The organism is Kiritimatiellia bacterium, from assembly GCA_018001225.1.
Lineage (GTDB): Bacteria > Verrucomicrobiota > Kiritimatiellia > CAIQIC01 > JAGNIJ01 > JAGNIJ01.
Genome location: JAGNIJ010000003.1, coordinates 89187 through 108930, shown reverse-complemented (window position 1 = coordinate 108930; position 19744 = coordinate 89187). Strand labels below are relative to the sequence as shown.

The window sequence follows — 19744 nt, the reverse complement described above, 5'->3', positions numbered from 1 at the left end:
AAGTAACCAACCAGACGCCGCTGGGCGCATACTATCGTTGTTGTGGAGGCGAGCCGATCGATCCCAACTGGTATGCCTGCTGCGGGGGGAAGCCACAAAGCTATGCCACTCAACAATGCTGCTGTGCAAAGTACGTATATGATCCCAATAATAAAGGCTGCTGCGTCACCGAGTTCAATCAGCGGTGCATGCTCACGGATAACCCAGAAAAAGGAGTTAACCCATGCGAAGCCCTCCCGCCTCAATCTAATGCGTTAGCACACGTCCTGTGCTATAACGGAAAGCCGATCCCTTGTGTGTATCCGGCCAAGTTTCCACCGGAATGGCCCGCGGCTATTGCCGAAACGTGTGCGAAAGCGCATGAGCAGGCGCATGTAGACGACGGGCGCCGGACTCGATGTTACCTGTGCGAACCTTATCATGCCGGGTATCCTATTACCGCTTCCGCCGCCGGCGAGTGTGAGGCCTATCGGGCTGAACTGAAATGTATTGATGAAAACAAGCAGGATTCAGAGGCGTGGAGACGACTGCGGGCGGACGTGGTAAGAACAGGTCAGCCATTCTGCAAGGAGGCTGGGCTGCCCCCAATACAATAGCAGGCAACCGGAGTTGGAAAATGACACGAGCAATAATCGCGTTAATGGTGCTAACAGGCCAGGCTATCGCCAGCGTTGATCCAACAAATCAGATCGCTGTCTCGTATGACTATATTCCTGAGGATCGGGTCAATGTACTGCGTGCTCTTCTTGTTGATAAGCTGGATGGCGGCGTGGTGTATCAGGTCATCGAAGTAAACAGGGGCACCGTGTCAACGGGTGAGGTTGTGAAATTATATATGAAGGACGGCCTCCTGGAGGGTGGGATTCCCGAAGATGCCATTCTTGTTCTTGAGAGGCATCAGTCTAGCATTAATGCGTCGGATGTATGGTATGAGCAGTTCGATGGCCCAATAGGCAGGAGTATAATTTCGTATTCAAATGCGCTATGGCGTGAAATAAGCGCGGCTTCGTCTATTGTTCTTAGTCGTCAAAAACCGGACGGGATTCTGCCTGTCGATCAGGCCATTCAAAAAGCGGTAGAGGAGTCAGTGAGGCGATACGGGGCCTCTTCCGTAATCTCCTTGAAAAACGGGAGAGTTGTGCGGCGTAGTTTCGGGTGGGAGATCCCATTGTTAGTGCGCATGCCCATTTCAGGGCGCGACCATGTTTACCTGCAAATGCTTGATTATGTAACCGTTGATGATGCCGGCATTGTTCAGCATTATCTTGCGGATCGCCATGCTCGGGAAGTCGGGGAGGATGGCTATTCCGTGCGTCCGGTGGAAGCCCTCATTGATCGCTTCGCGATCAGCGTAGCCGATGCCAGATTAATGGTTTCTCACGAGGTGGTGTGTGGAACGAATACTTATCGTGTGCCCGAAATCTCCTTGGAATTGCCGTACGAAGACCTGTTTGTCTGGTGGGATGAAGCACAACCACCCGAGGCCCTTGAAAACCAGTACGTTCGGTGGCTGCGCACGCTGGATCCGGGCCGGGATTGCGTGGTTCTAAAGGGCGTATTAGAGGAGGTCGGGCCTTACTGGCAGAATTTGTGGCTGGCCAATGCAAGGAACGGCATTCGATTCGCCATTGATCTTAAGAAGCGGGCCGAATCCTCGCCGGCACAGGACGTTGATGGGCACCCCCCGCAGTAGTGCGCCGAGCGTTGCCGCAAAACTCTACTGCTTCAGTTCGCCTTCGAGTTCCCGGCCCAGCGTCACCGTGTCGGCGCGCTTGTACGACTTGGGCATTTCCTTGAAGGTGATCAGGCCGTCGACGGGGCAGGCGAAGCTGCAGACCATGCAGCTCAAGCACTTCTTCTCGTCGAGGACCGGGCGGCGCTTTTTCGCGTCCCAGTCCAGCGCCCAGCCGCCGGCGTCCTTGCAGACCGTGTAGCACTGGCCGCAGCCGACGCAGCGGTCGAGGTCGTACCGGGCGATGCCCTGCCGCGCGAGGTTGAAGTCGTGCGTGGCGTGCACGTTGGGGAGGGCCTTGCCGATCAACTCCTTCACGCTCTTGATGCCTTTGATCGTCAAGTAGTCGGACAGGCCCTCGATCATGCTTTCCACGATACCCTGCCCGTAATGGATGATGCCGGTGGTCACCTGGATCGTCGTCGCGCCGACGAGCAGGTACTCCAGCGCGTCCACCCACGTCTCGATGCCGCCGATGCCGGAGAGCGGCAGCTGCAGGTCAGGGCACTTGGCCAGCTCGGAGATGCAGCGCAGGCCGATCGGCTTGATCGCCGGGCCGGTGAACCCGCACGCGGCGCCCTTGCCGAACACGTTGGGGCTGGGCACCCAGTCGTCCGCGCCGATCCCCGAAAGCCCGGCCACGGAGTTGATCGCCGCGATGCCGTCCGCGCCGCCCTTCTTGGCGTACATCGCGGGCACGGTGATGTCCGTGATGTTCGGGGTCATCTTGGCGACGATCGGGATCGAGCAGGAGTTGCGGCAGGTGGCCGTGAACTTCTCCACCAGTTCCTGGCACTGGCCGACCTTGGCGCCGGAGCCCTCGACGGTCATGTGGGGGCAGGAGACATTGACCTCCAGCATGTCCGCGCCCGCGTCGGCGCAGGCCTTCGCCAGGTCCGCCCATTCCTGGTTGGAGAACCCCATGATGCTGACCATGACCAGGTGGTCCGGCCAGTGCTTCTTGAGGTACAGGATGTCCAGCAGGTTGGCCTTCAGGCCGCGGTCGGAGGTCTGCTCGACGTTCTGCACGCCCATCTGCCGCTTGCCGGCCGGCCGGTACGCCGCCATGCGCGGCGACGGGTGGATGATCGGAATCCGGTCCGACACCACCGTTTTATACGCCACGCCGCCCCAGCCGACGTCGAACGCGCGCCCCACCATCTCCGCGCTGTTCGAGACCGGAGACGACGACAGCATGAACGGGTTCTTCATCTTGAACCCGAGGAACTCGACGGAGAGATCGGCCTTCTTACTCATGGGCGTTCTCCTTCTTCGCGAAGCGTTGGATGATGGCCTGGGCGGCGGTCTTGCCGTCCCGCACGGCCTCGATGATCAGCGCGGGGCCGCGGACGATGTCGCCGCCCGCGAAGACCCGCTGGATGGACGTCTCGCCGGTGTCCGGGTTGACCGTGACCAGGTGGCCGTCCGACAGCTTCATGGACCGCGACCACTCGATCGAGTCCCGGGCCGGCTGCGCGCCGATGGCCTCGATCGCTACGTCGATTGGCAATTCCCAGTTTGAACCGGCGACTTCGACGGGCTTCCTGCGCCCGGAGGCGTCGGGCTTGCTCAATTCCGTGCGGACCAGCCGGACGGCTTGGAGCCGGCCCTTCGCGTCGGTCGAGTAATCCACCGGCTGGTTCAGCAGCAGCAGATGCATGCCCTCCCGCAGGGCGGCCTGCTTTTCGTCCTCCTCGGCGGGCATCTCGGTGTACGAGCGGCGGTAGACCAGGTAGACGTCCTTGGCGCCGAGCTTGATCGCGGATTCCGCGCAGTCCATGGCTACCGAGCCGCCGCCGATGACCGCGACGCGCCGGCCCTTGACCTGCTTGCCGAGCGCGGCGAACTTGCCCTCCTTGAGGGGCGTCAGGAATTCCGTCCAGGCCAGCACTCCCTTCCGGACCTTGGCCTTCACCTTCAGCCGCAGCGGTTCCCAGCAGCCGGGCGCGAGGAACACGGCGGCGAAGCCCTTTTTCAGCAATCCTTCCAGGGCGCCTTTGCCGCGGACCGGCTTGTTGCACTGAAGCTTCACGCCCAGAGAGGTCAGATCCTTCAGTTCGCGATCGATGAAGTCCGGCGAGAAGCGATAGGACGGCACCCCGTAGCGCAGCACGCCGCCGGCCTTGGCGCGGGCTTCAAAGACGGTGACTTGGAAGCCGGCCTTCGCCAGTTCCGCGGCGCAGCTCAAGCCGGCCGGGCCCGAGCCGACCACGGCGATCTTCTCCTTGCGCGCCGGGCCCTTTTCGAGCGGGTTGAATCCGATCTGCCAGGAATGCTCGACGAGGAAGCGCTGGATCTTGCCGATCTGGATCGGGCGGTCGAGCCCGGCGGCGGAGCACTCCTTCTCGCAGAGCAGCGGCGTGGGGCACAGTTCGCCGCAACTGCCGCCGAGGATGTTGTTCTGCTTGATCGTGCGGACGGCGCCGGTGAGGTTCTGGAACCGGAGCTTCCGGATGAACGTCGCGGGATCGGTCCCGCCGGGGCAGCCCTTGGAGCAGGGCGCGTCGTGGCAGAGCAGGCAGCGCTGGGCCTCCGCCACGGCTTGTCCATAGTCGAAGCCCTTCTTCATGGAGGCGAACGGGGCTGGAACTTTCGGCATGAGCCCTCCTTACTGTTTGGCGGCCAAGCGTTACACGTTAATCCTAGTTTGTTCCCGAAGCCTCGTACAGGCTTTTTCGGCGGTTCAGCTGACGTCAGGCCGGGCGAGCCGCGCGTCCTATCCGCGGCGGAGGCCCCGCCGTTCGGCGGCATGACCTGTGACATGTTTTATAAAACATGTCACAAGCCCCGGGGTGCGAGTCGCGCGGGGGGAGGTCTTTACGGCGCATAAACCTGGATCCGGCTCGCGGGCACGCGGCGGGAGAGGCGCTCCAGGGAGCGGTTGACCTGCCGGATGATCTCGTCCTTGTCGAGGGTCAGCAGCTTGCGGTTGCGCATGATCACCTTGCCGTTGACGATCACGGTTTGCACGTCCGAGGCGCGCGCCGCGTAGACCAGGCTCGCGGGCACGCTGTGGAGGGGCTGGTGATGCGCGCCGCCGAGGTCCACGAGGATGAGGTCGGCGAGATAGCCCCGCTCCACGGCGCCGAGCCGGTCGCCGAGCCCGACGGCCTTCGCGCTGCCGCGCGTGGCGATCTCCAGCGACTCCGCCAGGGTCATGTTCTCCGCCGCGCCCGTGGCCTCTTTCTGGGTCATGGCCATCAGGCGCAGGCTCTCCCAGACGTCCAGCGTGTTGTTGCTCACCGCGCCGTCGGTCCCGAGCCCGACGGTGACGCCCGCCTTCCGCATCGCGACGACCGGGGCGATGCCCATCGCGAGCTTGAGATAGGTCTTCGGGCAGTGCGCGACGGCGGCGAGGCGGTCGGCCAGCAGCCGGATGTCGTCCTCCGTCGCGCCGACGGCGTGGGCCAGGAGGCTCGGCAGGCGCAGCAGGCCGAGGTCGTCGAGCAGGCGGATGGGCGTGACGCCGCGCTTTTTCACGTGGGCCGCGGTCTGATCGCGGGTTTCCGCCACATGAATGTGAATACCGATTCCGAGTTCGTCCGCCCGGTCGCGCGCGGCGCGCAGGAAATCGTCGTCGCAGGTGTACGGCGCGTGCGGGGCCATCCAGGTCGTGATCCGGCCGTCCGCCGCGCCGTTCCAGCGCCGGCAGAACTCCGCCGTGCGGTCGAGGGCCTCGATCCCCTGGCTGCCGAACACGGCCCAGCCGAGCGCCGCGCGGGTGCCGGCCTGCCGCACCGCCTCGGCGGCGCGGTCCATGAAGAAGTAGTGGTCCGCGACGCAGGTGACGCCGGCCTCGATCATCTCCGCGAGGCCGAGCAGCATGCCCCAGTAGACGTCCTCCTCCTGCAGGTTGCTCTCCAGCGGCCACATGTACTCGTTGAACCATTTTTCCAGCGAGACGTCCTCCGCCAGCCCGCGGAAGATCACCATCGGCACATGGGAGTGACAATTGATGAGGCCCGGCATGAGCAGCAGGCCTCGGGCGTCGAGGACTTCGTCCGCCGGCGCCGGGTCCGGTCCCGAGGGCTGCACCGAAGCGATCCGCGACCCGTCGATCAGGACATCCTGGTCGGGAAGCGCGCGCGGCGCCGGACCGGAACATGGTTGCAGCACCCTGGCGTGGCGGATCAGCAGGCTCATGGCGGCCTCCGGTGTTACCTGGTATTCTGCCCGAGCCCCACCTGCCGTCAAGCCGGCTTGACGGCCTCGATCAGGGCGGCGAGTTCGCCGGGCTGAAAAGGATTGTAGGGCGCCGGTTGGCTTGCGAGGACACGACGCCAGCCTTCCGCATTCCATCCGGGCCATGTCGCGGCGCGGCGCATCTCCTCGACCAGCGCCGGCAAGCCCGCCTGTTTCTGCCGGGCGTGCAGGATGTGGAGGAGGGCCGTGTGCATCGACGCCTTCTCGGTGGCGGCGACCAGGCGCGGGAGGGCGCGCGGCCAGTCCAGGCGGGCCAGGCTTTGAAGGGCCTCGGCCTGCTGGTCGGATTCCAGGAAACGCTCCACCGCGCGACAGGACGCCTCACCGGGGTAGCCCGCCAGCACCCGGATCAGCGCGCGGGAGAGCGGGGAGGTGACGGTCTCCCCGTCCAGCCGCGCCGCCAGCCAGGGGCCGGCCCCGGGAATATCGCCGCCGGCGCAGAGCAGGACGTTGACCAGCGAGGGATCGTTCTGCAGCCGTTCGAGAACGGTGTGCCGGTACACCTCGGTCATGCCGTCGCACAGACTCGCCACGAAGACACGCCGCGCGCTTTCGAACTCCGGCGCCTCGCTGTAGTAATGCGACTCGACGAAGGCGTCGATCGCGCGGTTCATTTGCTGGTGGAGCGCGCTCATGGCCGGGCCGCGGAGCCGCGGGCGGAGGCGGCGCACCCGCCGTTCGGGCGGCTCAAGGGACAGGAACAGTCGCCGCAACGATTCGAGGCGCCGCGCCGCCGCCGGGCCTTGGTCCAACCCGACCACGACAAGCCCGCGGCTGCGCCGGCCACGACCAGGAATACTATGGCTTGCTCCCACATCGTCCGCTCTCCCGCGTCTTCTTTACAGGCCGAGGCCCAGGAGGCGACCGCCCTGGTACACCAGCCCTGTGACAAGGTACGCCAGGATCGTCAGACTTCCAGACTGCAAGACCGCCCATTTCCAGGAGCCGCTTTCCCGGCCGACCACGGCGAACGTGGCCATGCAGGGCATGGCGATGAGCATGAAGAGCATGATGCAGAGCCCCGTCAGCGGCGTGTACTCGCGCGCCAGCACCTCGCGCAGCGGCTCGACGTCCTCCCCCTCCGAGCCCACGGCGAACACGATGCCGAGCTGCGAGACGAAGACCTCCTTCGCCGCGAAGGCGCCGATCAACGCCGTGCCGATCCGCCAGTCGAAGCCCAGGGGGCGCAGCACCGGCTCCAGGGCCTGCCCGACGCGCCCGGCGGCCGTGTGGGCCAGCGCCGCGGCCTGGCGCTCGGCCGGCGTTGGCTCCTCCGGCCCCGGACCGGGCCGGGGGTAGCTGGTCAGCGCCCACATGACGATCGAAATGCCCAGGATCAGCGTGCCCGCCTTCCGCAGGTACAGCCCCCCGCGCTTCCACATGTGCAGCAGCATGCCGCGCCACGTGGGCATGTGGTAGGGCGGCAGTTCCATCACGAACGGCATCGAGTCCCCGCGGAAGATCGTTCCCCGCAGCAGGCGCGCCAGGCCGACGGCCAGGCCGATGCCGACGAGGTAGATGATCCACAGGATCGGCGCGCGCCAGTGTTCGGGGAAGAAGGCGGGGATGATCAGCATGTAGATCGGCAGGCGCGCTCCGCAGCTCATCAGCGGGAGGACCAGCATCGTGGTCAGGCGGTCGCGCCGGGTCTCCAGCACGCGCGTGGCGAGCACGCCCGGCACGGTGCAGCCGAACCCGATCAGCATCGGGATGAAGCTCTTTCCGTGCAGGCCGATCTTGTGCATCAGCCGGTCCATGAGGAACGCCGCGCGCGCCATGTAGCCGGTGTCCTCGAGGAACGCGATGGCGAGAAACAGCAGCAGGATGTTGGGCAGGAACACGAGCACCCCGCCGACCCCGGCGATGACGCCGTCCACGAGCAGCGAGCGCAGCGGGCTGTCCGAGCCCGGCGGCCAGAGCGCGCTCACGTGGCCGCCCAGCCATTCCACGCCGGTTTCGATCCAGCCCATCGGCGGCTCGCCCAGCGTGAAGGTCAGCAGGAACACCGCGTACATCAGGCCCAGGAAGATCGGCAGGCCCAGCACGCGGTGCGTGACGAGCGAGTCGATCCGGTCGGACATCGAATGCCGGATTTCGGCGCCCGTCCGCACGCTCTCCTGGCAGGCCCCGGAAATAAAGCCGTACCGGTGGTCCGCGATGAGATGCTCCGGGGGCACGCCCCGGATGCGCTCGATCTCGACGGCCCGGCGGCGGACTTCGTCGCCCAGCGAGGGATCGTGCACCACGGTCTCCACTTCGGCGTCGTTCTCCATCAGCTTCAGGGCCAGCCAGCGCAGGTTGTACCGGGCCGCGAGGTCGGTCCGCGGCCGGAGCCGATCCTCCACGGCATCGATGGCCTCGTTCAATTCGGCGTCGTATTCGAAGCGGTGGGGGGGGCGCACCTCCGGCCGGTCGGCGACGGTGTCGATGGCGTCCAGCAGTTCCGAAATGCCCTGGCCCTGGTGCCCCACCGTGGGGACGATCGGGGCGCCGAGCAGCCGGGACATCTGCGGGAGGTCGAACTCGATCCCCCGCGCCCGGGCCTGGTCGCTCATGTTGAAGGCCAGCACCAGCGGCACGCCGAGTTCCATGAGCTGCACGGCAAGGTACAGGTTGCGCTCCAGGTTGGAGGCGTCCACCACGTCCACGACGACGTCGGGCCGCTCCTCGATCAGGAAGTGCCGGGCGGCCAGTTCCTCGGGGGAGTACGCGGTCAGGCTGTAGGCGCCCGGCAGGTCCACGAACGTGATGTCCCGGTCGCCATGCCGGCACCGGCCCTCGCGCTTCTCCACCGTCACGCCGGGGTAGTTGCCCACGTGCTGGCGCGCCCCGGTCAACGCGTTGAACAGGCTGGTCTTGCCGGAATTCGGGTTGCCGGCGAGGGCGACGACGAGCGGGCGGCTCATGCCTCGATCCTCTCCACCAGCACCCCGGCGGCCTCCGCCTTCCGGAGCGACAGCCGGTACCCGCGGACCTGGACCTCCATGGGGTCGCCGAGCGGCGCGATCCGCTTGACCTCGACCAGGGACCCGGGGATCAAGCCCATGTCCGCCATGCGCTGCCCCAGCGCGCCGCGCCGGTCGAGGCGGACGATCCGTCCGCGTTCCCCCGGGCTCAAGTCCTTCAAGGAAAGGCTCACGGCCGGTGGCCTCCCCGGGCGCTTGGCGCCGGGCAACGGAACCCCCGGCCCGGCTTCCACCGCGGTCCGCCCAGGGGGCAGCGCCGCATCAGCCGCGCGAATTCCGTCAGCCGCCGCCGGATGGAAGGCGAGAGGGCATGTTCCATCTTGCATGCGACCTGCTCGGCCTCGCGTTCCTCCACCTCCAGCACCTTCACGAAGAAGCGGCGCAGGGCCTCGTGTCGCCGGCTGATGTCCCGCGCGGCGGTCCGCCCCCTCGCGGTCAGCGTGATCCGGTCGTAGGGCGAGTAATTCACCAGGCCGCGCGCGGACAAGGAGCGGAGGGCCAGCGTGACGGACGATCGCCGGACCTGCAGACGCTCGGCGATATCCCGTCCGCGGGCGGCCTTGCCGTCCAGGGTCAGTCCGTGGATGGCCTCGAGGTAATCCTCCAGGCTCGAGCTCAAGGCCGCGGCGTGTTTTCTTGGCGGTGCGATGCCCATGGAAAATGTTTTGTGGGCCTAACTTTATATTCCGCCCCGCCCTTGTCAATCCCGTTCCGAGGTCTTGCATTCGGGGCGGCGGGGCGGCACGATGGCCGGGCGATGACCGATTCGGCGGACACCCTGTCGCTGGACAACATCCGCAGCGTGCTGGTGCGGCTCGAGGAGACCATCCTCTTCGGCGTGCTGGAGCGGGCGCAGTTCCGGCAGAACCCCGTGATCTACCGGCCGGACGGGGTCGGGCGGGAACTGGGCGGGGAAAGCCTCGTGCAGTTCCTGCTCCACGAGAGCGAGCGGGCGCACGCCAAGGTGCGACGCTACACCAGCCCGGACGAGCATCCCTTCTTCCGCGACCTGCCCGCGCCGATCCTGCCGGCCGCGGTGTACGACAACCCCCTCCGGCCGAACGCGATCAACCTCAACGACCGGATCTGGGCGGCCTACGTCGGCGAGATCATCCCGTTCCTGTGCGCGCCCGGCGACGACGGGCAGTGGGGTTCCAGCGCCGTCAACGACGTGCACCTGCTGCAGGCCCTGTCCAAGCGCATTCACTACGGCAAGTTCGTCGCCGAGAGCAAGCACCGCGCGGACCCGGACCGCCTGGAACCGCTGATTCGGGCCGGGGACGCCGACGGCCTGCGCTCGGCGATCACGGACCTCGCGGTCGAGCGGGCGGTGCTGGACCGGGTCGAGCGGAAGGCCGGCACGTATGCCCATGAGTTGGAGTTGATCCCCGGCCAGCATGTCGCGGGGCCGGCGGCCCTGCGGGAGTTGTATGCCCGCTGGGTGATCCCGATGAACAAGGACGTGCAGGTCCTGTACCTGCTGGCGCGGCGCTGATTTTGCGCTGGAAATACGCGCCCGCCCGTATATGCTCTGTTCCCGGCGGTGGATGTAGCTCAGTTGGCAGAGCACCAGGTTGTGGCCCTGGGAGTCGCGGGTTCAAATCCCGTCATCCACCCCATCAAAAACACCTAAGGATTCAACCCCCGATCCGCAACGCCTTGGCCGGCGGCGGCTTGCCGGGTTGTCTCGGCGGGCACGCCGTGAACAGGCAGGAGCGCGCCTACCGGAGCCAGATTTTGTCGATCTCCAGGCGGAAGGATTCCGCCTTCTTATTGGCGATGAAGAACCGGACCTGCGCCAGGGTCCGGCCGGGAAAGTTCGGGATATCCAGGCGGTCCCCGCGGTACACGGGGACCATCTCCGCGAGGGGGATCTCCACCGTCTGCCAGTCCGTGCCGGTCTCGAACTCGTACACGTAGTAATGCCGCGCGTCGCGCTCCGCCTCCACGAGAAACTGGTAGCGCTTGCCGTCGCCCTTGAGCCGGATGACGGTGGTGCGGTAGGCCGAAACGTCGATCGGGTCGAAGTAGTACTGCAGGGACGAAAACCCGCCGTCGTTCTCCAGCGAGACGTCGCCCGTGAAGACGGCGTGGCCTTCGTCGCTGATGAAGAAGCGCCCCTGCGAACGCCCGCCCATCACCACGTCGTCCTCGATGTGCCAGCCGCCGGCGTCGGTTTCTTTGCTGAAATCAAAGATGACCCGTTCGGCCGGGGGCGCGTCCCCGGCGGCCGGCGCCGGACGCTCCTGTCCATGGGAAACGATCGCGATCCCTAACCAGCCCGCCAGGATGGCGCCAAGTAGAAGCGTCCGCGCGTGTTTCATCATGGCCCCCTTGTTTGCTTCATGATTGGTTTGAACATACTTCGCTCAATCCGCGGTTTTTTCAAGTTCGGGGAATCCCCGGAGGCTGGGCCCTGGACGCCGGGGCCCGCGCCGGCGCGACCCGCGGGCCTCCCGGTCAGCCGCCCTTGTCCTCGCGCCGATAGGGCTTGAGGAGGCCGGCCGGGGCGGCGGCCTTGCGGGAGACGCTGATCATGGCGAGGACGGTCATGACGTAGGGGAGGATCAGGAAGACGTGGAAGGGCACGTGGAGCCCGACGGTCTGCAGGCGGAGCTGGAGGCCGTCGAGCAGGCCGAACAGCAGGGCCCCGAGCGCGCCCTTGACCGGGCTCCAGTTGCCGAAGATCACCATCGCGATCGCGATCCAGCCGCGGCCGCCGATCACGTCCATGAGGAACATGTTCTGGTGGGCCAGGGTGAGGAACGCGCCGCCGACGCCCATCAGCCCGCCGCCGATCACGAGGCTGACGGTGCGCGTGCGGTGGACGTGGATGCCCACCGTGTCGGCCGCCAGGGGATTCTCTCCGACCGTTCGGATCCGCAGGCCCGCGCGGGTGCGGTACAGCAGGATCGAGACCGCCGGAACGAGCAGCCACGAGAGGTACACCAGCGCGTACTGGTTGAAGAGCGCCGGCCCGATCACGGGGATCCGCGACAGCAGCGGGATCGCGACCTGCCGGAAGGGCTCGACCGTGGGCGGCAGGGTCGGGGAGCCGAAGACCAGCCGGTAGATGAACATGGCCAGGCCCGTGGCGAAGAGCGTCAGGCCCAGCCCCGAGACATGCTGGCTCAACCCGAGGTAGACGACCAGCACCGCCATGATGAAGCCGAACAGCATTCCCACGCCGGCGGCCGCGGCGACCCCCAGCCAGAGGCTGCCGGTCTTCAGCGCCACGGTGAAGCCGGTCATCGCGCCCATCAGCATCGTGCCCTCGATGCCCAGGTTCAACACGCCCGCGCGTTCGCCGATGATCTCGCCCAGCGTGGCGAAGAGGATCGGCGCGGCCATCCGCAGGGCGGCGGCCAGGACGCCGGCCAGGAAGGCCAGGGACAGGAGGTCATCCATGGCCGGCCTCCTGTCCCGCGGGGCGGCGTCTTCGCACCCGGTATTCCGTCAGCAGCAGCGCCACGAGCATGACCATCAGCGCCAGGCCCTGGATCACCTCGGAGATGTAACTGGGCACGCCCGTCATCCGGCTCATGGTCTGCGAGCCCACGCTGATGCTGCTGAAGAATAGGGCCGCCAGCACGACGCCGGCCGGGTGCAGGTTCCCGAGCATCGCGACGACGATGCCCGAGTAGCCGTAGCCGGGCGAGAGGTCCATCAGGAGGTGATGCTGGACGGCGCAGACCTCGCCGACGCCCGCCAGCGCCGCGAGCCCGCCGGAGAGGACGGCCGTCTTCAGGATCACCGACGAGGTCGGGATGCCGCCGAAGTGCGCCGCAACGGGATTCGCGCCCACGGCCCGGGTCTCGTAGCCGAACACCGTCTTGCGTTGGATGAACCAGACGACGCCCGCGGCGGCGAGGGCCAGCGGGATCCCGAGGTGGAACCGCGAGCGCGCGACCAGCACCGGGTATTGCGCCGTCGCGCGGATCTCCGGCGAGCGCGGCCAGCTCGATTCCGGCTGCTGGAGCGGGCCGAAGAGGAGCGTGCCCATGAAGTGCAGCATGATGTAATTGAACAGCAGCGTCGTGACCACGTCGTCCACCTTGAACCGGGTCTTCAGGAAGGCCGGGATCGCGGCCCACAGCCCGCCCGCGAGGAACGCCGCCGCGAGGATCACGGCCAGGTGCAGGAACCGCGAGGGGATCGGCAGCGCGATGCCCAGCCAGCCCGCGACGATCGCGCCGGCCATCAACTGGCCCTCCGCGCCGATATTCCAGAAACGCGCCCGGAACGCGAAGGCCACGCCGAGCCCCGTGAAGATCAACGGGCTGGCCTTGACGCACGTCTCCAGCAGGTTGAGCCGCGTGCCGAGGGCGCCGTAAAAGAGATAGTGGTAGGACTTCCACAGGTTCCCGCCGGCCGCGAGGATGGGGACGGCCGCCAGCAGCAGCGTGGCGAGAATCGCGGCCAGCGGGACCGCGACCTTCGCCCAGTCGGGCAGGGGCGGACGCTTTTCCAGGCGCAGCCGGATCATTGGACCACCCCGCTCATCCAGAGGCCGATCTGCTCGCGGGTGACGTCGCCGACGGGGCGCAGCCCGACCACGCGGCCCTCGTACATCACGGCCACGCGGTCGCTGACGGACAGGATCTCGTCGAGATCCTCGGAAATCAGCAGCACCCCCGCGCCGCGCTCGCACTCCTCCAGCATCCGGCCGCGGATGAACTCCGCCGCGCCGACGTCCAGCCCGCGCGTCGGTTGCGCCGCCACGATCAGCCGCGGCCCGTCCGACAGCTCGCGGGCCAGGATCACCTTCTGGAGATTCCCGCCGGAGAGGGTCTTGGCGGCGGCGTCCGGCCCGGCGGCCTTGATCCCGAACTGCGCGATCAGCCGCCGGCCGTGCTCGCGGACCCGCCCGTGATCCATGAGGCCCCGGCTTCGGAACTCCGCCGAGCGCCGGTTTTCCAGGATCAGGTTGTCCGCGATCGACAGGTCCATCATCAGGCCCGTCGCGATGCGGTCCTCGGGGATGCGCGCGACGCCCGCGGCCATGACGGCCGGCGGGCGGCCGGGCGCAACAGGCCGGCCGCCGATGGAGACCAACCCGGCCTCGGGTGGCCGGAGGCCGAAGAGCACCTCGGCCAGCTCGCGCTGCCCGTTGCCGGAGACGCCCGCGAGGCCGAGGACCTCGCCCTCGTGGACCGTCAGGTCCAGATCCCGGACGGCGGGCAGCCCCTTGTCGTTCGACGCCGAGAGGCCGGAGATCTCCAGCACCGGCCGGCCCGGTGATCGCCGCTTTCGCCGGTTATCGTTGAGCACGTCGCGCCCGACCATCAGGCCGGCCAGTTCGCGCGCGCTCGTGTCGCGCGCCGGTTTCTCCGCCATCACCTCGCCGTTGCGCAGCACGACGATCCGGTCGGAAATCTCCATGACCTCGTGGAGCTTGTGGGAAATGAACACCACGCCGTTCCCCTGGGCCGAGAAGGCCCGGAGCATGGTGAACAATTCCTTCACTTCGGAAGGGACCAGCACCGCGGTCGGCTCATCCATGATGAGCACCCGGCAGTCGCGGTAGAGGGCCTTGAGGATCTCGACCTTCTGCTGCTCGCCGACGGAGAGGGTCCAGACCTTCGCGTCCGGATCGAGCGCCAGGCCGAACCGCCGCTCCAGTTCCAGCAGGCGCTCCCGCGCGGTCTTCCAGTCCAGGAACCCGAGCCGGTGGTCCTCCTGGCCGACGGCGACGTTCTCCAGCACCGACAGCGAGGGGACCAGCGCGAAATGCTGGTGGATCATCCGGACGCCGCGCCGGACGGCCTCGCGGGGCGAGGCGAGGTTCACCCGTTCGCCCCCGATCCGGATCTCGCCCTCGTCGCACGCGTAGTAGCCGAAGAGGATGTTCATCAGCGTGGTCTTGCCCGCGCCGTTCTCGCCCAGGAGCGCGCAGACCTCGCCCGGGAAGAGCCGGAAGCGGATGTCGCGATTGGCCGGGACGCCGAGGAACCGCTTCGTGATGCCCCGCATCTCGATCAGGGGTGGGGTGAGGCTGGGCATGTCGATTCTGGTCTGGATCATGAGGCGCCCCCGGCGTCGCAGGAGCTCCGCCCTCCAGGATCGCTTGGAGGGTCGAGCTCCCGCGAGACCGGATCAGTCCGACACGGTCTTCGACTCGTCCACCGGGACGCGGAAGGCGCCCTGGACAATCTTCGCTTCCAAGTCCCGGACTTCCGCCAGGACGTCCGCGGGGAGCCTGCTTTCGAAATCATGCAGCGGGGCCAGGCTCGCGCCGCCCTGGGCCATCATGGACCAGTCCTTCAAGTCCATGCCTACCCAGGCGCCCTTCTTGATGGTTTCGATGCAGTGCCGGAGGGTGGGGCCCATGTCCCAGACCGGGCCGGTGACGATCGTGTCCGGGGCCATCGCGTGCTGGTCGTACATGTTGCTGAAGGCGAGCACGCCCTTCTCCCTGCACGCCTCGTACACGCCGAACCGCTCGGCGAAAATCAAGTCCGCGCCGGCCTCGATCTGGGCGATGGCGGCCTCCTTGGCCTTCGGCGGGTCGAACCAGCTGCCGATGTAGGATACCTTCAGCTTCACGTCCGGCCGCACGGAGCGCGCGCCCTCGCGGAAGGCGTTGACCAGGCGGTTGACCTCGCCGATGGGGATGGCCGCCACCGCGCCGATCGTCCCGGTCTTCGTCAGCCGCCCGGCGATGACCCCGCAGAGGTAGGCGGGCTCGTGGATCCAGTTGTCGAACACGGACAGGTTCGGCGCGGCGGGGCCGAATTCCGAGCCAAACGCGAAGGCGATCTCCGGGTACTCCTTCGCCACGCGCCGCACCGGCTCCTCGCCGGCGAGGAAGGCGTCGCCCACGATCAGGTTGAAGCCGCGCTCGGCGTATTCCCGGAGCACTTTTTCGTAGTCCGCGGCGGCGACCTTCTCCGTGAACTCGTACTCGATCGCGAGTTCCTCCTTGGCCTTCAGGCAGGCCTGGTGGATCACGCCGTCCCACGGCTCCTCGATGGCGGTCTGGAACACCGCCGCCACCCGGAACGCCCCGCCGGCCCCGGGCCCCGGCGCGGCTGGCGGCGAGCAGGAAAAAAGACAGCACGGGATCAACACGGAGGGGATCAGCAACCAGCGTTTCATGATGTGTTTCCTTTTAGTGCGCGGCCTTGCCTGATGCAAACCTGTTGTCTGAAACGTATCCGATCGGATCATGTCTGGGCGATCCCGTATTTCGGCGCCGTGAGCATGGGGCCCCTGCTTGTGGCGCCCTTCTCGCCCTTACAGATTCTGCAACCGCCTCCATTCGTCGAACAGCACGCCGGCAGCGCGCTCTGCCAGGATAGACAGGTCGTTCCGCCAGAAGCGCAGGGCGGCCCGCGCGTCCGACGCAAGAAGCTTGCAGAAATAATGCAGACGTCCTCTTAACTCATGGATGATGGCATAGGTCGTATACCCGCCGAAAAGCAGGGGAGTCATGCAGAGGATATCCAATTCAGCAAGACGACGCAGGACTTGTTCCTGGGTGGTCAGGATCATTTCGCTCGTGGGGCGTCGGCGCCCCTGGAGCGGCTCGGTGGCGACCCGGGCGGCCTGGATCACTTCATCCGCTTTCCGCAGGTGCTGCAGGCACTCCACGTGATGCGCTATCAAGCGGTCCTGTGATGTCGAGGGCATGACCCCTCGCTCGCTCAACAGGACGGCATCCATGTGTTTGCCGGTGAGTTTCGTCGAGCCGAACAAGTTTCGCAGTCGGCAAAGAGCCGCCTTCAGTTCCCGCACGTTCCCTGGCCAGGACTGCTTTTGAAGTCGTGCCAGGATGTCGCTCGCCAGAGTTTCATTCTCCCGGCCGGTGATGTGTCGCCATAGATGGCCGGCTAGAAGCGGTATGTCCTGCGGATGTTCCCTCAAAGCCGGGGTATGGATGGTAAAGCGGCGGAGAAGGTAGAAGAGCCGCTCATCGAATTGACCCGCAGTCACGGCCGAGCCAAGCTCCCTATTGGTGGCGGCGATCACGCGCACCCGGACGTGCGCCACTCCCCGGCTATCGGGCTTGCGTTCGAACTCTGCTTTTATCGCTTCGCCGACCTTCACCTGCGAACTCATGGGAAGAGCGCTGATTTCGTCCAGATAGAGCGTACCATAGGCCGCTGCCTTCCACAGCCCCCCCGATGCCCGGGGGCCTCGTCGTTCTGTCGGCCGCGGCCCGAAGAGCTCGAGATCGGCGGAGGAGCCTGCAGCGGCGCAATTCATCTGGATGAACGGCCCCTCTCGAAACCTCGAGATGGTGTGGGCCACCAGGTCCTTGCCCGTTCCCGGTTCCCCCACGATAAGGATCGGCTCCGTGACACGCCGGGCCCGGAGGATCAGTTGCCGAACCAGCCTCGCGCCCAGCGAGTTGCCCACAAAGGTGCGGGCCAGATCGTCGGGCTCAACTTCCCGGGGCAACAGTTCCATCAGGAGGGGCGAAGCCGTGGAGTGGCCCCCCTCCACGCCGTTGCGCTCCCCTGCCGGCTCCGGCTTCAAAGCCGTTTCCGCGCCGGCGGCTTGACGCCATAGTCCATCGAACAACTCATCATCCACTCCGATGAAGTAGAGGTTGGCCTCACCCCGTTCCAGGGCGTGGGCCACGAGGGTTCGCACGCTTCGCAGAAGTTGTCCCGCGGAGGAGTAGCTCCCGTGCAGCAGGGGCGTTTCCTGCCGGCCCAGCATCAGCTTGGAAAGCGGTGTGGCCTTGTGTTTGACCCCGCAGTCCACCACCCGGTCGCCCCCGTGCGTTCGAATAACAGGCAACTCGCCATTGCGGACTATGTAGGCGCAGGGTGTGTTCCGTGCCTCCATGTCGGGCATCGGGCGGATATCGGCTCCGCGAATCCAGCGTGGCCGGGGCCCCTCATCGGCCTGTGCTGAAACCCGGAGTGCCTGAAGGTTCACTTCGCGCATCATCGCCCCCCCCTGATTGAGTTCTTCCTCATTATGACCACGCGGGCCGGAACTCAAGCCGGAAATCCGCATAAACTCAACATCTCAACCGGGACAACTCAATCAGAAAATGGCTCGAATACGGCGTAACCAGCGCGATCCGTGCTGGATATGTAAATAGCGCGCAAGGCAGATAAATATCGATTGACGGAGGATATGATGGCCGTGTGGTAGCAAAGGCACACGCATACACGGAGACATGAAATGCGGGAGAAGGTCGATCAAGCCGGTCCGGTCAAACACGCCTCCGTCGCGGGCGGCGTGGCGGCGCCGCAGGTCGTCTTCCAGCGCGCGCAAGCCTCCACGGAAGAAGTCGTGGCCCGGCTCCATGCCGTGGCCGACATGGCCTTGAAACTGGCGGCGATCTTAACGGGTACGCCTATGGACAAGGGACAGAAACAGGGGCTGCAGAGTCCAACCCACGGAAAGGAAACACCCATGAAAAAGCGGAAAGACGGGGATCACTACGATGACATCCTGGTCCTGCGATTGGCCGGCGGACGTTATGGGACGCGTGAACTTCTCTTGCGGGACGCGAAGCTAGTCCTCACGCTTCGCGAATTCGTACTCCTGAAGTTGTTGGCCGCGTGCGCCACGCAATGGTATGTGACCATGCCCGACCTCCTGGACGGCGTGGCGGCCGTGGCGTCCGCCTTCGAATGGCATGGCGGCACGTTGTGGCAGAATCCGGACGGGGCGGATGTCCACCGCGTGATCTCGAAGCTGCGGGGGGCCCTCCGCAAGAACGGAGTGCGGCAGACCGTCATCGCCACCAGCCCCTGCAAGGGAGGTGGATTCAAGCTGTGCGCCTCGCAGGTCATCCTCGACATCCCCCCGGAAATACGAGGGTAAGGCACGGACTCGAAAGACATGTGAAAAAAACACGGAGGGTATAATGAGCATGCCACTGGCTCGACGGCTTACCGTACTCAACCGATACGGCATGTATGCCCGACCCGCGGCGCTGATCGTAAAAATAGTACAATTGAAAGGCCCCCACACGGCCGTAACGATTACAAAAGACAACGACACGATCAAGGGAACCTCTATCATGGGCCTGCTGACTCTCGAAGCCACCCAAGGCGTGGAACTGTTGGTCGTCGCGCAAGGGCCGGAGGCCCGGGAGGTGCTGGAGGAGTTAACGCATCTATTCAACGTGGGGTTTTACAGCGACGAGGCGCAGCTCGCTGTCCCTCCGGCTCATTCGGAATTCATCGAACTGAAGGACGAGGACGTCCCGATCCCCGACTGAGGCGTAGGAGGCCGCGCCGGCCAACCCCTGCAGAAGCTTGGAAACTACGGGATAGACGAGCCTGCTCCGCGCAACTATTCTTTGGTCCGGAGTGCAGCCCGCCGGTTGGTGAAGGAGCGTCAGTGGCGCTCAAGGAGATGACGATGCCAGGCAAACCATACAAGCTTGCGGTGCGTGCAGTGATCTTTGACGAGCAGCGGCGATGCCTGTTGATCCGTCGTTCGAGCGCCAACAAGAGCTTTGTCGGAACGTGGGAGTGGCCGGGCGGGAAGGCGGATCCGGGCGAGACGTTCGACGAGGCCGTGCGGCGGGAGGTCAAGGAGGAAACCGGGCTGGACATCGCCTTGACGGGCGTGGCGGGAGCCTACCGAATCGAAATGGCGGACAAGAACCTGGCCGTGCTATGCCTTGAAGCCGTCTCGGCGGGCGGTATCCTTCGTATGAGCGAGGAACACGACGATTCCGCCTGGGTGCCCGTTGCCGACCTCTCCAAATGGAACCTGACCGCCGGCTTCCGGGAGTTCGCTGAAGCCTATGCGTCGCGTAAGGAGGGGTGCCCGTGAGTGCGCGAGTGAAGAAGGACGCTTGCATCTGTTCCCGCTGGCCTCGATCGCTTGTCATCGCACAGGCGGGTGACATGCTCATCTTGCGCGG

Annotated in this window: 19 protein-coding genes and 1 tRNA gene; 6 read left to right on the top strand and 14 right to left on the bottom strand. The window is 66.0% G+C overall.

The features are described from left to right. Positions 1 to 616 precede the first annotated feature (616 nt). A complete protein-coding gene (locus KA248_02220) occupies positions 617 to 1693 on the top strand; it encodes a hypothetical protein (GenBank protein MBP7828714.1) in 1077 nt (358 codons plus the stop codon). 24 nt (positions 1694 to 1717) lie between these two features. Here the strand turns inward: KA248_02220 and preA are convergent, their stop codons facing one another. From preA to KA248_02180, 8 genes are all read right to left on the bottom strand, one after another. Further along, entirely contained in the window at positions 1718 to 2989 is a 1272-nt protein-coding gene (gene preA, locus KA248_02215; protein MBP7828713.1) for an NAD-dependent dihydropyrimidine dehydrogenase subunit PreA, read from the bottom strand. Further along, positions 2982 to 4331, bottom strand: coding sequence for an FAD-dependent oxidoreductase (locus KA248_02210; protein MBP7828712.1), 1350 nt, complete (start codon positions 4329 to 4331; stop codon positions 2982 to 2984). Before KA248_02210 ends, preA begins: the two co-directional genes overlap by 8 nt. Positions 4332 to 4549: 218 nt before the next feature. Continuing rightward, the gene (locus KA248_02205) at positions 4550 to 5875 is read right to left on the bottom strand and encodes an amidohydrolase (GenBank protein MBP7828711.1); all 1326 of its coding nucleotides are present in this window, start codon (positions 5873 to 5875) and stop codon (positions 4550 to 4552) included. A gap of 47 nt (positions 5876 to 5922) precedes the next feature. Beyond that, entirely contained in the window at positions 5923 to 6570 is a 648-nt protein-coding gene (locus KA248_02200) for a hypothetical protein (GenBank protein ID MBP7828710.1), read from the bottom strand. Continuing rightward, complete coding sequence (locus KA248_02195) at positions 6567 to 6752, bottom strand: hypothetical protein (GenBank protein ID MBP7828709.1); 186 nt, start codon at positions 6750 to 6752, stop codon at positions 6567 to 6569. Before KA248_02195 ends, KA248_02200 begins: the two co-directional genes overlap by 4 nt. Before the next feature lie 22 nt (positions 6753 to 6774). Next, entirely contained in the window at positions 6775 to 8841 is a 2067-nt protein-coding gene (gene feoB, locus KA248_02190) for a ferrous iron transport protein B (GenBank protein MBP7828708.1), read from the bottom strand. Continuing rightward, entirely contained in the window at positions 8838 to 9074 is a 237-nt protein-coding gene (locus tag KA248_02185; GenBank protein MBP7828707.1) for a ferrous iron transport protein A, read from the bottom strand. The genes feoB and KA248_02185 overlap by 4 nt, the downstream gene beginning before the upstream one ends. After that, a complete protein-coding gene (locus tag KA248_02180) occupies positions 9071 to 9556 on the bottom strand; it encodes a metal-dependent transcriptional regulator (protein MBP7828706.1) in 486 nt (161 codons plus the stop codon). Before KA248_02180 ends, KA248_02185 begins: the two co-directional genes overlap by 4 nt. Before the next feature lie 102 nt (positions 9557 to 9658). Between KA248_02180 and KA248_02175 the strand changes: the two genes are divergently transcribed. Together KA248_02175 and KA248_02170 are read left to right on the top strand one after the other, a co-directional pair. Beyond that, the gene (locus tag KA248_02175; protein ID MBP7828705.1) at positions 9659 to 10396 is read left to right on the top strand and encodes a chorismate mutase; all 738 of its coding nucleotides are present in this window, start codon (positions 9659 to 9661) and stop codon (positions 10394 to 10396) included. Between the two features lie 48 nt (positions 10397 to 10444). Then, a tRNA-His gene (locus KA248_02170) sits at positions 10445 to 10520 on the top strand. Between the two features lie 102 nt (positions 10521 to 10622). On the opposite strand, the gene KA248_02165 is transcribed toward KA248_02170, so the two are convergent. The 6 genes from KA248_02165 to KA248_02140 all read right to left on the bottom strand — a co-directional run bounded on the left by KA248_02165 (position 10623) and on the right by KA248_02140 (position 17802). Continuing rightward, positions 10623 to 11225: a CIA30 family protein gene (locus KA248_02165; protein ID MBP7828704.1), complete on the bottom strand. Its 603-nt coding sequence runs from the start codon at positions 11223 to 11225 to the stop codon at positions 10623 to 10625. A 136-nt stretch (positions 11226 to 11361) separates the two neighbouring features. Next, on the bottom strand, positions 11362 to 12309 hold the full coding sequence (locus KA248_02160) for an ABC transporter permease (protein ID MBP7828703.1): 948 nt from the start codon (positions 12307 to 12309) through the stop codon (positions 11362 to 11364). After that, positions 12302 to 13387: an ABC transporter permease gene (locus KA248_02155; protein ID MBP7828702.1), complete on the bottom strand. Its 1086-nt coding sequence runs from the start codon at positions 13385 to 13387 to the stop codon at positions 12302 to 12304. Before KA248_02155 ends, KA248_02160 begins: the two co-directional genes overlap by 8 nt. Further along, on the bottom strand, positions 13384 to 14904 hold the full coding sequence (locus KA248_02150; protein MBP7828701.1) for an ABC transporter ATP-binding protein: 1521 nt from the start codon (positions 14902 to 14904) through the stop codon (positions 13384 to 13386). Before KA248_02150 ends, KA248_02155 begins: the two co-directional genes overlap by 4 nt. Before the next feature lie 93 nt (positions 14905 to 14997). Next, a complete protein-coding gene (locus KA248_02145) occupies positions 14998 to 15999 on the bottom strand; it encodes a BMP family protein (GenBank protein ID MBP7828700.1) in 1002 nt (333 codons plus the stop codon). Between the two features lie 138 nt (positions 16000 to 16137). Then, positions 16138 to 17802 carry a sigma-54-dependent Fis family transcriptional regulator gene (locus KA248_02140; protein ID MBP7828699.1) on the bottom strand — a complete coding sequence of 555 codons (1665 nt, stop codon included), beginning with the start codon at positions 17800 to 17802 and terminating at the stop codon, positions 16138 to 16140. 240 nt (positions 17803 to 18042) lie between these two features. On the opposite strand from KA248_02140, the gene KA248_02135 reads away from it, so the two are divergent. The 3 genes from KA248_02135 to KA248_02125 all read left to right on the top strand — a co-directional run bounded on the left by KA248_02135 (position 18043) and on the right by KA248_02125 (position 19653). Continuing rightward, a complete protein-coding gene (locus KA248_02135) occupies positions 18043 to 18690 on the top strand; it encodes a hypothetical protein (GenBank protein ID MBP7828698.1) in 648 nt (215 codons plus the stop codon). Between the two features lie 43 nt (positions 18691 to 18733). Continuing rightward, entirely contained in the window at positions 18734 to 19090 is a 357-nt protein-coding gene (locus KA248_02130) for an HPr family phosphocarrier protein (protein ID MBP7828697.1), read from the top strand. Between the two features lie 122 nt (positions 19091 to 19212). After that, positions 19213 to 19653 (top strand): NUDIX hydrolase, encoded by a 441-nt coding sequence (locus tag KA248_02125; protein MBP7828696.1) that lies wholly within the window; start codon positions 19213 to 19215, stop codon positions 19651 to 19653. The last annotated feature ends 91 nt before the right edge of the window (positions 19654 to 19744 follow it).